General features: G+C 58.3%; 13 protein-coding genes. All 13 read left to right on the forward strand.

The window, feature by feature from the left end; translation table 11 throughout:
* Positions 1-35: 35 nt before the first annotated feature.
* The 13 genes from JC200_RS22165 (at position 36) to JC200_RS22225 (ending at position 14,540) form a co-directional block, all read left to right on the forward strand.
* The gene (locus JC200_RS22165; protein ID WP_274433899.1) at positions 36-2,699 is read left to right on the forward strand and encodes a hypothetical protein; all 2,664 of its coding nucleotides are present in this window, start codon (positions 36-38) and stop codon (positions 2,697-2,699) included.
* 20 nt (positions 2,700-2,719) lie between these two features.
* Positions 2,720-4,309 (forward strand): hypothetical protein, encoded by a 1,590-nt coding sequence (locus JC200_RS22170; protein WP_274433900.1) that lies wholly within the window; start codon positions 2,720-2,722, stop codon positions 4,307-4,309.
* 57 nt (positions 4,310-4,366) lie between these two features.
* Positions 4,367-4,633, forward strand: a complete 267-nt coding sequence (locus JC200_RS22175) for a hypothetical protein (RefSeq protein WP_274433901.1) — start codon at positions 4,367-4,369, stop codon at positions 4,631-4,633.
* Positions 4,608-5,036 (forward strand): hypothetical protein, encoded by a 429-nt coding sequence (locus tag JC200_RS22180; RefSeq protein ID WP_274433902.1) that lies wholly within the window; start codon positions 4,608-4,610, stop codon positions 5,034-5,036. The genes JC200_RS22175 and JC200_RS22180 overlap by 26 nt, the downstream gene beginning before the upstream one ends.
* A 15-nt stretch (positions 5,037-5,051) precedes the next feature.
* Positions 5,052-5,870, forward strand: a complete 819-nt coding sequence (locus JC200_RS22185; protein ID WP_274433903.1) for a hypothetical protein — start codon at positions 5,052-5,054, stop codon at positions 5,868-5,870.
* Between the two features lies 1 nt (position 5,871).
* Positions 5,872-6,354, forward strand: a complete 483-nt coding sequence (locus JC200_RS22190; protein ID WP_274433904.1) for a hypothetical protein — start codon at positions 5,872-5,874, stop codon at positions 6,352-6,354.
* Positions 6,354-7,058: a hypothetical protein gene (locus JC200_RS22195; protein ID WP_274433905.1), complete on the forward strand. Its 705-nt coding sequence runs from the start codon at positions 6,354-6,356 to the stop codon at positions 7,056-7,058. The genes JC200_RS22190 and JC200_RS22195 overlap by 1 nt, the downstream gene beginning before the upstream one ends.
* A gap of 169 nt (positions 7,059-7,227) precedes the next feature.
* Positions 7,228-8,178, forward strand: a complete 951-nt coding sequence (locus tag JC200_RS22200) for a phage tail tube protein (RefSeq protein WP_274433906.1) — start codon at positions 7,228-7,230, stop codon at positions 8,176-8,178.
* 12 nt (positions 8,179-8,190) lie between these two features.
* Positions 8,191-8,532, forward strand: coding sequence for a hypothetical protein (locus JC200_RS22205; RefSeq protein ID WP_274433907.1), 342 nt, complete (start codon positions 8,191-8,193; stop codon positions 8,530-8,532).
* A 50-nt stretch (positions 8,533-8,582) separates the two neighbouring features.
* Positions 8,583-8,768: a hypothetical protein gene (locus tag JC200_RS22210; protein ID WP_274433908.1), complete on the forward strand. Its 186-nt coding sequence runs from the start codon at positions 8,583-8,585 to the stop codon at positions 8,766-8,768.
* 6 nt (positions 8,769-8,774) lie between these two features.
* Positions 8,775-12,569 carry a glucosaminidase domain-containing protein gene (locus tag JC200_RS22215; RefSeq protein WP_274433909.1) on the forward strand — a complete coding sequence of 1,265 codons (3,795 nt, stop codon included), beginning with the start codon at positions 8,775-8,777 and terminating at the stop codon, positions 12,567-12,569.
* Positions 12,570-12,573: 4 nt separating this feature from the next.
* A complete protein-coding gene (locus JC200_RS22220) occupies positions 12,574-13,971 on the forward strand; it encodes a hypothetical protein (protein ID WP_274433910.1) in 1,398 nt (465 codons plus the stop codon).
* 17 nt (positions 13,972-13,988) lie between these two features.
* Positions 13,989-14,540 carry a hypothetical protein gene (locus JC200_RS22225; protein WP_274433911.1) on the forward strand — a complete coding sequence of 184 codons (552 nt, stop codon included), beginning with the start codon at positions 13,989-13,991 and terminating at the stop codon, positions 14,538-14,540.
* Positions 14,541-14,581: the final 41 nt, after the last annotated feature.

The following is a 14,581-nucleotide window of genomic DNA, read 5'->3' on the forward strand; positions in this document are numbered from 1 at the left end:
TCCAATTATACCACCGGAAAGGAGGTGATAGAATAGTGGATTTTGAGAGCCCGGAGGAGTACCTCTATGCCGAGATAACAAAGTCTCAGGAGCTGGACGACGGGAGTCTCCTCGTATACGGTCGGCCCTCGCAGGACGTGCTCGACATTGACGACCAGGTGGCAGACAAGGAATGGCTGAAGCAGGCGCTTCCCGAGTGGTTCACCAGCTTCGCCAACATCCGCGAGATGCACCAAGCGAAGGCTGTCGGCGTCGGGCAAAAACTCGAATTTGACGAGGCTGGCGACCCGTGGTTGCTCTCCAAAGTAGTCGATAAGGATGCCGTCAAGAAGGTCAAAGAGGGCGTTTTAAAGGGATACTCGATCGGTATCCGCAAACCCGTCGTCAAACGCGACAGGGAAGCCCACAAGGGCCGATTCGTTGGCGGCAAAATCATCGAAGTGAGCCTGGTCGATCGTCCGGCAGTGCCGACTGCAAAGTTTGACATCGTCAAAGCGGCCGGCGCGAACGAGTGGTTGGACTGCCAGTCCGGTTTCGTGTTTGAGGACACGACGAAGGCCGGCAACATCCACGACCCGGGCGCAGGCAACTCGGTGGACTTCGATTCACTGGGGAACCCCGTCCTGCAACCAGGGCATCTGAAATCCGATGACGCAGCGATAACGGTTGTTACTGCGGATGACCGCGGCGTCGTGGTCCAGATGGGGGCAGACCAGTTCCTCGTTCCGTATACGGTCGATTCTGACGGCACTATTAAATTTGGAGAACCGGAACCTTTACCCCAGCAACGCAGGGCGACTGAAGGTCCGACCACCGAAACGCCGGCTAATAAATCAGCGGATATCGTCGAAGTCCAGGGAGGTGATTTTACGCGAGCAAAACCAGCACAAAGTCTGGAAGCAGTGCGTGACCAGGTCATGGCGAAGCTCGACCCGCCAGATCCGGTCTCGGGACGACGTGCGTACAACGTGTCCATTGTGTCCACGTACCCCGACTACGTCATCGTGGAGCGGTACGACGAGGGCAAGTACTACCGGGTCCCGTACACGTTCAAAGATGGCGACGTAGACGTCGGACAGTCTGAGCAGGTGGAACAGACCTTCGTTCCGGTGGCGAACAAGGCCGCGGCCGACTCAACTGACGAGCAACGCCGACAGCTCATCGCCGACCTTGGCAAAGCGGTATGGACAACTAAGTACATTGACGAGTTGCCCGACTCCGCGTTTGCCTATGTCGCCTCAGGCGACGACAAGGACGACCGACACCTGCCCTACAAGGACAAGGACGGAAAGGTGGATGCTGCCCATGTGCGTAACGCCTTGGCGCGGCTCGACCAAACCGACATACCCGCAGAGGCGAAGGAGGAGGCAAGGCGCAAACTCGAAGCCGCTGCGAAGGAGGTGGGAATCGACGTGGATGGTCAAACCACAAACAAGGCTGCCGGTATCATTGATGCCGCAAAAGCCGCAGTCGCTGATATGGCACACTGCCCTGAGTGCCAGAAGCGTGTCAAGCTCGGCGAGAAGGTGAAGGAAGAAGACGGTCAGGGCGGCAAGCACGTCACCTACAAGGGTGAGTGCGGCCACATGGTCAAGAAGTTCGAGAAGGACGACAAGAAGGACCCCGAGACACCGGACACGAGCAAGGGCGCGGATACGGATCCACCGTCGGGCCAAGGCGAAGGCGCTGGAGACGTCAAGGGGAACACAACCGGGGACCCTCCGAAAGATGGCTCAGGCGAGAAGCAGGAGAACGACATCATCAGGCGGATGCAGGCCGTGATTGACGAGCTTGAAAAGAACCAGGCGGGTTCGGACAATCAGCAGACTGAGAACAAGGCGTTGGCCCAGATGAAAGAGCTGGTCAACGCCTTTGTTGCGCATCAGCAGCAAGAGGCAACGATGAAAGGCGGCGACGCGACCAAAGCGGCGATTTCGGAGGCCGTGAAAGCAGCCCTTGCAGAAGCAGGCATTTTGCCCGACGCGGTGAAGGCCGGCCGCAAGATTCGCAAGGAGCGTCTGGACCGTCTGAAGGACACTCACGCCAAGCTCGGGGACCTCATCGACGAGCTCGACGACGATCCGCTTGAGAACCCCGAAGACGCGAGCAAAGCACCTTCGCTGGACCGCGCAAGCGGGGGCCCTACGCCGGTCGACAAGGACAAGATTTACGAGCGCATTCGCGAGGGCATCACAGAGTTCGATGAGCTCGCACGGATGCTGACGTCCGCTGACAATCCGTTGGTACATGCCGGAGAAGGTCAGGCAGGCAACCTGGGGCCTGACAACAAGCCGGTACCACCTGACAGCAAGCCAACGGGCGACACGATGGACTTCACCCGCGGTGACGGCGGCGGAGCTCCACGCGCTGGTGGCGATACGGTGAAAGCCGTTGAGATCGCCGATGCGGTGAAAGGCGCACTTGCGGATGTCACCAAGACATTCGGCGAGCAGTTGCAGGGCGTGTTGACACCGCTCCAACAGCGTCTTGCTACCCTCGAGCACTCGGCCAACAACACGACGAAGGCTCAGCTCTACGTGGCTGAGAACCCCGGCGTATTCGGGCAGGCAGCTCCGACGGTGCAGAAGGCTGCGATCGAAGACGTACGCAAGAAGTTCTCAGAGATGACTCCGAAAGAACAAGAACAATTCACCACGCAGCTCGTAGCCAGCGCACGTCGTGCCCAAGGCGCACGATAAGAAGGGGGATGACAGTTTAAATGCAATACGGACAAAGCGTGCCGCAAGAACTCTGGGAAACCGTCGAAGCGCTCAAGGGCGTCTTTGCCGCGCAAGACGGAGCAGCCCTCTCGAATGACCAGATGGACCTCATCACCAAGACGTTCGGTGTAGACTCCGGGTTCCATCCGTACGACCTGGCACCTGTTGCGATGTACCTGCAGCCGGTGTTCTCGCCCCTGCGCAACCGCATGCCGCGCTTGCACCTTCAGGGCACGAATATGGAGTTCAAGTCGGTGCTCAACGTCGACACCAACAACGTGTCTGGCATCGTGGCCGAGGGTAAACTGGCGCCGGCGATTGCGACGCAGTTCGCGGACGTGACCACGCACTTCAAGGCGTACGGCGTGTCGAGCGATCCTGTGACGTTCGAACAGCTGTACGTGGGTGCTGGCAAGGCTGCCGACTTCAACGTCGACTCTCGCGCGATCGCAGCTGCGAACCTCCTCAAGGCCATGTTTATCAAAGAGGAGCGCTTGATGTTGGCTGGCGTCGGTTCGCAGCAGCAGATCATCACGTCGACGGGCTCACCGGATAACGGCTTCGCGTTCACGATTGGCGGAGCGATGGGGAACGCGCCAGACGGTGGATCGTTAGCGGCCGTCACCACAGGCGGACAGATTCCAGCGTCGACGGCTGTGTACGGCGTCTATTCAGCGGTCTCTTCGTACGCCGTACCGACGGGCATGGCCACGAACTCTGGCCTCATTACGCCGACGACAACGCAGTTCGGTCAGTCGAAGCCGAACCAGACCGCGATGTCCGCGACGACCGGCTCTGGCACTTCGACCAATGCGCTGACGTTCACACCTCCGTCCTACTCGGGTCCGTTGCCCGTGCTCGGTTGGGTGTTGTACCTCGGTACCAATTCCAACGGGCCGTTCTACGCAGCTGGATACACCACCGGCGCTCCATTGACCGTGACGAGCGTTCCGACGTCTGGGCAACAGGCGCCTACTACCGACACATCTGCAGGCACGGTTGCAAACGGGGGAACCGGATCCAGTGTCGAAGGTTCGATGAACGGTGTGCTGGCCTGGATTTATGGCACGGGCAGCCAGGCGACCATCAAGCAGGTCAACGGTCAACCGACGCTGGCGACATACCAGAATGCCTTCACGGACGCATTCGACAACGCGTTCGCTGACCCGGATGAGTTCTGGTTGAACAGTAAGGACCTGCTGTTCCTCACCGGGTTGCTCACTGGCAACAACAGCGGTCAGCCGTACTGGTTTGCGGCGCAGCAGGGATCGGACCAGGGCAACATGACGGCTGGTTTCCGTGTGTCGCGGTTCATGAACCCGACCACGAGCAAAATCATGCCCGTGAATGTCCACGCCTACCTGCCGCAGGGCACATCCATAGCGCTTACGACGGAGTTGCCTGCGTGGTACGTCGGCAACAACGTGCCCGACGTCTGGACGTGGGGTGGCGCGATGGATTACTTGGAGGTCGATTATCAGCCGACCGCAAACAACAAGCAGTGGATCTCTGAAATTGAGTGCGTCGGTGCCATCCACTGCTTCTTGCCATCGCAGAACATTCTTTGGAGCGGTTTATCCGCGTCGTAATACCACTACTAGCGAAGGGCGTCCTGATGGGCGCCCTTTTTGTGTTGAGGTGACAACATGGACGCACGAGAGACGGTCACAATCAGCGTCGACGATCCCAACTGCGGAGGCGTCACTAGTCCGGACGGCGCAGTCCGGTACGACGCGAATGACCGCGTGATTGAATTGCCGAAGTTTGAGGCTGACCGCATCCTCAAGAGCGGTCACCCAGGCGCAGCAAGCTACCGCAAATCGTGGTCGGTCGGGATTGACCTGAAGGCCATGGAAGCGGCAAAGCGAGCAAGGGAGGGACAGCAAAGTGTGGGTAAAACATCCGACGATTGACAGGGATGGGGAAATCTCTATCGCCACGCCAAACGGTGCCGTGAGCCGCAAGATGGTTGGCGGCATTTTCGAGTGGCCAGACGGTGTGCCGATTCACAATCGCTTCACCGTAGCGGAAGGACCGGAAGAGTTGGTGCGCGAACGCAGGCGTCAACAGGTGCAGGAGAAAGTCGAGGAGCTGAAGGCGCTCGGCATTGACGTGCCTGACAGCTTGCTTGCCCAAATCGAGGAACCTGCATCCCCTGTGGAGCCGGTGCAAGATGCCGCAGCCATCGCAGAGAAACAGAAGGCAGTCGATGAGGCCCAGGCAGCTCTGGATGCCGACCCGGAGAACCCGGACCTCAAGAAGGCGCTGACGGCTGCCAAGGGAGCACTGACCAAGGCCAAGAAAGCTGCCGAGTAAGGCGGGTGATGGGAAGTGCGTAGTTACGCGACGACGCAGGAGTTCCTGAACCATCCGACGGGGCTCGAGGTCAGCGACCTGGTTGCCGGCGGCGATAGCGGGCAACAGACAGACGAGCTGGCTCTGTTGCTGCAAGCCGCTTCCTCAAGCATCGACCAGTGGTGCTTCCATCCGCTCTACGCGCACTCGAAGACCGAGACGAAGCGCGTCAAGCCGGATCCGTATGGCACCCTCACAGTGCGGTGCAACGAGTTCCCGATCTCAAGCGTGACGTCAGCTCAGTGGCGACAGTTTGCCATCAACTCATTCCAGGCGATTGACCTGACGAAGATCGATATCTTCCCTGAGCTCGGCGACGGACACAAGTATGTGGCCGGGGACATGAACTACGGACCGTATCACGGCTGGGGTCAACCGCCATTGACGGTTCAAACGACGTACGTAGCCGGGTACCCGAACATGCAACTGACCGGCTCGGTCACGGCTGGGGACACGTCGCTCACCGTGGACACCACACTCGGTGTGACCCAGGGCGACACACTCAAGATATACGACGGGACGAGCTATGAAGAGGTACTCGTCGAGTCAGTGGCAGACAACGTCATCACGCTGACGGCCGGATGTCAGAACGCACATGTCGCTGGTGTTCGCGTGTCGGAGGTTCCGGATGTGATTTGGCTGTCTTGCATCCTCTCGGCCGCCTACATGATCAAGGAACGTCGAGCTGGCGCATCCATCATGATGCAGGGCACCATTCAGCCCCAGAATGTCATCGACGCTGAGGACATGCAGCTCGTTCGCCAGTACCTGCAGCCCTTCAGGAGGGTGATTTGACGTGTTCTCCATCCAAGTGGACGACAAAATCACGCCCTACCTTGACGGTGTGATTGGGACGGTCGGAGACGCCATGAGCGCTCTCGTGCGACAGACTGCAGACGTTCTTACGCCGTTCCTACAGCAACAAGCACCCGTCGGGCAGCACTACGGATTCGATGGATCCCTTCAGCCTGGTGGTGAGTTGCGTAGTAGCCTGAACTGGGCTGTCGGTATGTATGGCGCGAAACTGGAAGGCGCGAAACAGGGCGAGTACGTGATTGGCGGCACGGCGCCGCATGAAATCACGCCGCGGGCCAAATCAGCCCTCGCGTTCTACTGGCCGAAGGTCGGAGCAGGTGTCATGTTCGGACACGTCAACCACCCAGGGACACAGCCAAATGATTTTCGCTGGAAGGCGATCCAGCAGGCGTTTGACGAACTGGCCATTAAGGACGTCACGTTGCACGTCATGTTGGATTGGCTGGACGGGGGTGCGTTCTAGTGGCGCGTATTGACCAGCAGCTAGCTCTATACGAGTTCTTCGGCGGCGCATCCACCACGCTTGTATCGGCAGCCAGTGCGGGGGACACAACGGTCATCATTGACGGCTCGTTCCCAAAGGCTCAAATGCTGACGCTCGTGAGTCCTGGCTCCATGGAGCGAGGTACGGCAGCTGTCGGCGAGGCACTCCTGGTGAAGTCTGTGAGTGGCGCAGGGCCGTACACGGTGACGCTCCTCCAGCCGCTGCAGAACAGCTACCCACAAGGCGCAACCGTGGCACCGCTCAGCTCCATGTCCTCTGTGTTCCCGTGGCTCGGTACCGTGGTGAACGGCGAGTTTGTGACGGCTAAGGGCAATCAACAGCCCGTGCTCTATCTGCTCTCGCCAACCACCAAAGAGACACGCGAGTATGCTCAGAAGAAGTTCATCACTTACACGTTGTCGGCTGTGCTGGTAGACCTGATTCCAGGCGTGCCGCAAGGCGACGCAGGGCCGTACGCGCTCTTCACGTTTTACTCCTGGCTGGATAGCATCGCGGACAAGATACGCACCAACAAGCAGCTCATCACAGCAAGTTACCCGCAAGGAGCGGCTATCAAGTTCGGCGAGTCATTTCAGATCCAAGAGAACCACCAGAGGACGGAAACCGAGGTGTACCTGGTGGGGCGCATCAACATCGAATCGATCGAGCAAGTCAACGCATAAGGCGGTGATCGTGTGAGAGTTAAGTATACGGGCGAGACCCAGGTTCTCTTGATGCACAAAGGTCAGGTGTGGCTCGTGGATCCGGGCACAGACGACCTGGAGCTCGACGAAGTTCCGGATCTACCTAATTTCGAGGCTGTGAAGCCTAAGAAAGGAGTGACGGCAACAGATGCCAGCGAAACTAACTAGTCTGTCCTACCTCGGTCTCGCGGTCGAGGCGACGCTTGGAACACCGGTTGCACCGACTGGGTTCATCCCGGTCAAGTCCTTTAAACCGCAGGACACGCCGCAGTACGTAGCCGACCAAGGATACCGTGGGCAGCCGGTTAAGGTCTTCGGGGAATACCTCGGCACCATGTCATCCACCTACGAGATTGACGGCGATGCGTATCCAAGCTCGTTTGGTAGTATCCTCGGGGCCATTTTCGGCGGCGAGACAGTGACGGGAACTACTCAGCCGTACACGCACACCTTCAAGGTGGCTGCCACCCCCGGGAGTTTGACTTTGTCTGACTATTACGTCGCAGGGTTCCGTCAGTGGGCGGGTGCGAAATGCGACAAGTTGACGGTGAAGTTCACCCCAGACGCAGGACTTACCTACACGGCGCATTTCATCGGATTCGGGTCAGTGACGGGTACAGCACCAGTGAGTCAGACGTTCGGCACGAGCCCGTTTTTCCTCGGTTGGGAAGCGGCACTCAACATCGACGGCACTGCGAACGTGAAGCTGGATTCTTTCTCGGTAGACATCGCGCGGGCAGGTAGTAAGGCCCTCTTCAGTGCTGCCAACAGTCAGACTCCATGGGATATTTTCGTCGGCGAGATGACGGCGGACTGGGACCTCAGTTTTTACATGGAGGACGACAGTGAGTACACGTACGCCCTGGCGGAGGGCAAGCACATCGTCTCTGTGACCCTGACGCAACCGAGCACGAATTACACCTGCAATTTCACATCCTCGGCGGTCCAGTGGACCAAACCGACGATCGACCGCGGGAAGGAGTTTGTGGCCGTCTCGATTTCAGGGTCGGCCGTGAACAACGCGACCGACAGCGGGGTTATCACCGCGGCACTCACGAACGATACCAGCACGGCCCAAACGACCACGGCCGCGAGCTAACGGAGGGATAGAATGCGCATTGACTTGTCTGAGCACCAGTCAGGAGCATGGGCGGACATTTTGGACGCGGTGCCGTATAAGGTGATCAAAGTCGCCGCGGCCGTTGCCAAGAAGAAGGACCCCACGCAGGACGAAGAGGAGCAGGCCAACCAGGTACTCCTGAAAACGATGGTTCGCGCGTGGAACGTGAAAGACGCGGAAGGCAAAGAAGTCAAAGTGCCACGCGAGGCAACCGTGGACGAGATCGAAATGGTAGACGGATTCATCCTCAGTAAGATTTTCACGACGGTCACCCAACTTGTGAAGTCCAAAGTACCGGACCCAAACTCCGGCAACGCCTCGTCGCCGTCCTAACCGGCGATACCCCTCTCGATTCCGAGCGCGCAAAGTCCAATGAGTCACTCATGGAACTCGTTACCGAATGGAACGAGTTTAATTTGTGTCGCGAACTGGGTATCACGCCGGATCAGTTGGCGGAGATGGACGCCGCAACCGTGCAACGGTACATGATGTTCATCTCCGCTGAAGGCGAGGCGGAACGCATCAAGATCGAACGTGCGAAACGAGAACAGCTGCGCGGAAGGAAGTGATGGACTGTGGCAGAGGTCAACGATATTGACCTGAAACTGAATATCATCGCGGACGACAAGGCCTCATCGGTATTGAAGGAACTCGATGTGGTGTTGACCACTCTGCGGGAGTCTCTGGTCGCGTTTAAGGACATCAATCCTTTCGCGCAGCTGATGGACGATGCAGAGACACTGGGTATGCAAGTGCAAGACCTGACGACCGAGTTTGAGAACTTGCGGGAAGCGGCAGCGAACGTAAACGACGCAGACGTGTTTGCCACTATGGCTATGCAGATGGACGACGCCTATCAGCAAGGACGGATGTTTGCCGAGGTCCTGGCGTCGATTGAAGATAGATTGCTTACAGTGAACGAGGGGAACGTGTTCGGCACCCTGGCACTCGAGATGGACGACGCTTCCCAGCAAGGGTCCAGGCTGTACGGAATTTTAGCATCGATTCAAGACAGCATGTCAACCGTAAACGGCGATAACTCGTTTGGGACAATCGCTCTGGAAATCGACGACGCCTCCCAGCAGGCGTCTCGGTTCTACGAACTCCTGGCGTCCATCCAAGATAGCATGTCAACCGTAAACGGCGATAACTCGTTTGGGACAATCGCTCTGGAAATCGACGACGCCTCCCAGCAGGCGTCTCGGTTCTACGAACTCCTGGCGTCCATCCAAGATAGCATGTCAACCGTAAACGGCGATACCGCGTTCGGCACCCTGGCGATGCAGATGGACGACGCGTATCAGGTAGGAATGCGGCTGGACCAACTCCTAACCACGCTACAAGACCAAATGTCGGGGGGCAGCGACCTGTTCGCCCCCTGGCAGACGGAACTGAGCGACGTCTCCAGTATGGTCATCGATATCAGCGGAGAAATCGTCACCCTCGGCGACGACGCCGATGCCGTCAACTTCGCGCGCTGGGGCGACTCCTTGCCTGCGCTACTGGGTGACCTCACAAGAGCCGAGACGCAACTCGCGACGATCCAAACCACAACACAGGATATTGCGGTAAGCATGGAAACCATGGGCACCGCCGGCATGGGCGCAGGCGTTCTCGGCGGAGGGGGTGCAGGCTCCGCGGGTGGCGGCAAGGGAATGTCCGGTTTGCTGGGCGGCCTACGCGGCGCGAGCAGCATGCTGAGCGAACTGCCGATGAAGCTGATGTACGGTGGCATGAACGCGATGATGGGGTATTACGGGCTGCAGGCCCTCGCGAACGGAACATCCGGGTTCGCCGCTATTCAGCAAATGAAGAACCTTAACAACTCGACGGTGAATCAGGCAGCCCAGTACCAGATGATGCTTGGAGCAGCGGGGCTTACGGGTACGTCAGGCGTGTCGTTCCTGCAGGGGTTGGCCGGGAACATGCAAAAGACGTTTACGCCGGCTGTGGGGTCGGGCGCACTCAGCCAGAGTGCAATCCTCCTGCAATCCTTAGGCATCACTCAGCAGGACATCACGCAGTCCCCGATGGCGCTCTTGAACACCATAGGTCAGCAATATCGGCAACTGCTCGGCCAGGGACGAGGCAATCAGGCGTCTGAACTATTGTCACTGACAGGCACAAGCCAAGTTGCGTCTCTGCTACAGAACTGGAAGTCCATGCAGAGCCAAGCCTCGCAGACGCAACTCGACATGTCGCCTCAGCAGTTGAATCAAGCCGTATCGAAGAACGTCAGCATGCAGATGTCGATGCAGCAATTGAACCTGGCGTTTGAACAGATGGCGATCACATTGGTACCGCTCGTGACACGATTGACCGGGGCTCTCACAGCGCTTATGAACGGGTTCACCAACGGCAAAGGTCCGGTTAATGGCTTTGTGTCAGGCATCACGGGTGCCGCGAAACACCTCGGCGTCCTCGGGACTTCGATTGTGGGTGCGATCGCGGCGATGAAAGCCATATCGTTCACGACCGATGTCATGTCCGGCATGGGGCTCTTGGCGGATTTGGGCGGTGGCATGACGATTGGAAAGTTGCTCGGCAAAGGGATAGGTGGAATTTTCAAATTCGGCAAAGGACTGTTTGGCAAGCTTGGTCTAGGAGGAGCAGCGGCAGCCGACGGCGGCGCTGAAGCTGGCTTCGCTACAGCTGGCGCAGGGATGGAAGCCACCGGCGGCACGCTTGACGCTACGATTCTCGGTGCACCCATCGGGGTCATCCTCAATATCTTGGGCCTCGTTTCCATCGGGCTGGCTGTACTGTGGGGGCACTTCAAACAGGTCGGACACTTCTTCGTGTCGACTGGGAAAGACGTCGGCCAGTGGGTGAGCTCTATGGCTCGCGGGCTGGGGCAGATGACCAGCCACCTCATCACTTGGTCTGGCCACCAATGGTCGAGTGTGTCCGGGAACTTTCAAGCGTGGACCTCGTCCTTGGTGAGATGGTCATCGCGGCAGTGGACGGCGGTGTCTGGACAGTTCGCCACTTGGACCAGTTCTCTCAATACGTGGGCCGGAAGGAACTGGACTGCGGTCTCCGGTCAATTCTCGATGTGGACGAGCTCACTTGTCGGGTGGGCGAGCAAGCTTTGGACCTCTGTCTCGGGTGACTTTTCCCGCTGGACCAGTTCGCTGGTTAGCTGGGCAAGCAAGAACTGGAGCTCAGTCTCGGGCGACTTCTCGAGTTGGACCAGTTCGCTGGTAAGTTGGTCGTCGAAGAATTGGGCATCTGTCTCAGGCAACTTCGCCAGTTGGACCAGCTCGCTTGTCAGTTGGTCGTCGAAAAACTGGGGGTCCGTCTCAGGCAACTTCTCGAGTTGGACGAACAGCCTGCGGACGTGGTCGGGTGCACTCTGGGGGGACGTGCAGTCCTCGTTTACCCAGTGGACCCAGAGGCTCGGGGCATGGGCAACGAACCTATGGCCAGCCGTGCAGCAGCCGTTCACGAATTTCACCACAGCCATTACGAGTTGGGCGTCGACCGTGGTCACGGATGTCGAGAACATCCTGAGTTCCATGGGCAACGTCGGGAAGCAAATCGTGGCGAGTACGAAGAACATGTTCAGCGGTCTTGGCAGTTGGATACAGAACAGCCTCGGCGGAATGTTCGGCGGTAAGTCGTCTGTACCCGGATCCCTGTCGAAGTCGAACGCATCTTTCGTGAACACGGTGCGCCCGTATGCGCAGGAAGTCGCCAAAGCAACAGGATTGCCGTTAAACGGCATTATCGGTCAGTGGGCGTACGAGTCAGGGTGGGGCTCCTCCACAGCCGCCCAACAGAATGCGAACCTCGCAGGCATTATCCCCTTCGGTCAGTACGGCGCCGGGAAGGACAGTTCGTACGCAGGATTCTCCAACCTCGCGCAGTTTGCCCAGGCGGACATATCTGTCCTGAACGAGTCGCGGTACGCAGGAGCGAGGTCGTTGGCCCAGAACGGCGGCAGCATCCAGGAGATATACCAACTGCTCTCGCAGGAGGGTTACGACACCACCAACCCAGGCATCTACTCGAACAATGTCGCAGGTATTGCCAACATGATCCCACAGCTCGCCGCGGGCGGGATGGTGAACAGCCCGACATTGGCACTCGTCGGCGAGGCAGGTCCTGAGATGGTCATACCGCTTAATCAGTACCCGGTGCGAGCTGGCGCAGTATCTCAGCTCGGTGCTACCGGCACGGAGGGTATGCCGGCTGGCGGCTCTCTTGCAGGACCAGCCGGGGGACAAGTCTTTAACGTGGTCATTAACGTAAACGGTGCGATGGGCGGTATGGGCGCTGGCACTGCGGAAGTGCGTCAGATGGCAGAAATGGTCGCGACGGAATTCAAGAACCAGATGAAACGTCGCGGCAACTTCGATTGGGGTTGATAGCGTGGGCGTTGACATCCTGATCGAGGGTGTGTCCTACATCGAAGGCGGCGGTGCGAGCGGCAAGTGGTGGGTGGATATGTCGTCGGTCCAGATTGATCAAGACATCGCCGCACAGCAGACAACCGCTGACTTTGATGTGTGGATTCGCGGCGTTTATAGTGGCGGCACCTGGTCGTGGCCGATCAAGCGTCCCCGAGCCGGCCAAGAGGTTGTGTTCATCAACGCAAGCGGCCAGCGAGAGTTTGGTGGCATCTTGCAGCAACCCGAGGAAGAAGAACGGCAAGAAGACACTATGGTCTACCACTGCAAGTGTTCCGACTTCACCCAGTGGTTCGACCGGCATCTCGTGAACGCGACGTACCAGTCTAACACGCCAATGCAGACGCTCATCAACGACTTGGTCAGCCAGTACGTCAACACGCCAGGGAACTCGCGCACCTTCACCACGAACAACGTGCAGCAGTTCCCCCAGCTGCCACTGCCGATTCTGCAGTTCGTGTACCTGCCGCCGTCTCAAGTGCTGTCGCAGCTCGCGCAGATGACGGGATGGGGGTGGTACGTCGACTTCTATCGGGATGTGAACTTCTATCAGACGCAGTATTTTACGAGCCCGCTCACCAACAACACGCTCAATGCTGATGACCTGATTGAGGACCCGAATATCGCAGCCGACCAGGTGGCCGAATGGGTCAATCTGATGATCAACGAAGACTCGAGTCAGCTCAAGAACGTGGTCTATATCACGGGCATCTACGTAGCGCAGGCGCAGCTCTACTCACAGACGTTCACCGCCGACGGCAGCACCGACGTCTTCACACTCGGGTACCAACCACCGAACAACGTGTCCAACATCACGGTGAGCGTCGGCGGCACGCAGCAGCAGATTGCGCTCGACCAGGTTGCAGGTTATCCTGGCGGCCCGGCGGCAGCGCAGACAGCCTATGTCAACTTTTCCAACCAAACAGTACGATTCGGCACTCCTCCACCTGCGGGCACTCAAATTGTTGTCGACTACTACCCGATGACACAGACAGTGGTTGCGCAGTCCGACCCGCAGTCGCAAGCATATATGCGCTCCATTGACGGCACGGACGGCGTGTATGAGTACAACCGCATGGACCCGAGCTTGAGTGCAGAGCTACCGGCACTCGCGCAGGAGCGTGCGCAGATAACGCTCAACAAGTACGCGATGCCGATCGTGCAGGGTCAGTTTACATCGTTTGCGTCGGGATGGAGGACTGGTCAGCACTTCAACTTCCAGTCCCAGCGACGCATGCAGGGCGACTACAACGGGTCGTCCTTCTTTGTGATTCGGATTCAGAAGAAGATTATTCGGGCAACCAGCGATTGGTTGTTCCAGACCACGGTCAACTTCAGCTCCATTCCGTTTGAAGTCTAGTCAAGGGAGGGGTTCACGTGCCCACGGCACCTGCGCAGTACATTCTGATCCCCGGTTCAAACGGGCAGCCGGATTACGCGGCGCTCGCGTATAAGGATGCGAATGGGGGTCTGGCGACCGTCACGACGCCTTGGTACATCAATTCTAGCGGACTCCTTGTACCCGCACCGACCGACGCGCAGGGCAACCCACAAGTGTCACCGACCGGCAGTAAACCGGCTCAAACGGTTAACAACGACGACATTGCTTACGACGTCACCAGTCAAATTAAGTTCGCAATGCTTCCCGACTACGACAGCGCTGTTGTGCAAATCGCTAACAACACGAACGAGACGCTCGACGTTTACTGGCAGGTGGGTGTGACGGAGTACGGACTCGGGACAGATGTGTTTGAGTCTTCTAGCGGCAATTGGGTGGGGTTCAATGCGATGAGCGTCGCGCCTGGGAATACTACCGTGTTTGTAAATTTGCCAAGGGGTCCTCTCATCACACTTACCCCTCAATTCTCGACTGCGCCGTCGCAGGGCACCTACAGCATCGACACGTACCTTTGGATGCAAAGTCACTAGCTACAAGAACGTATCGAGGCGCCGGGGTGGGCGCCTTTTTC

It is taken from the genome of Alicyclobacillus sp. ALC3, assembly GCF_028751195.1.
Lineage (GTDB): Bacteria > Bacillota > Bacilli > Alicyclobacillales > Alicyclobacillaceae > Alicyclobacillus_L.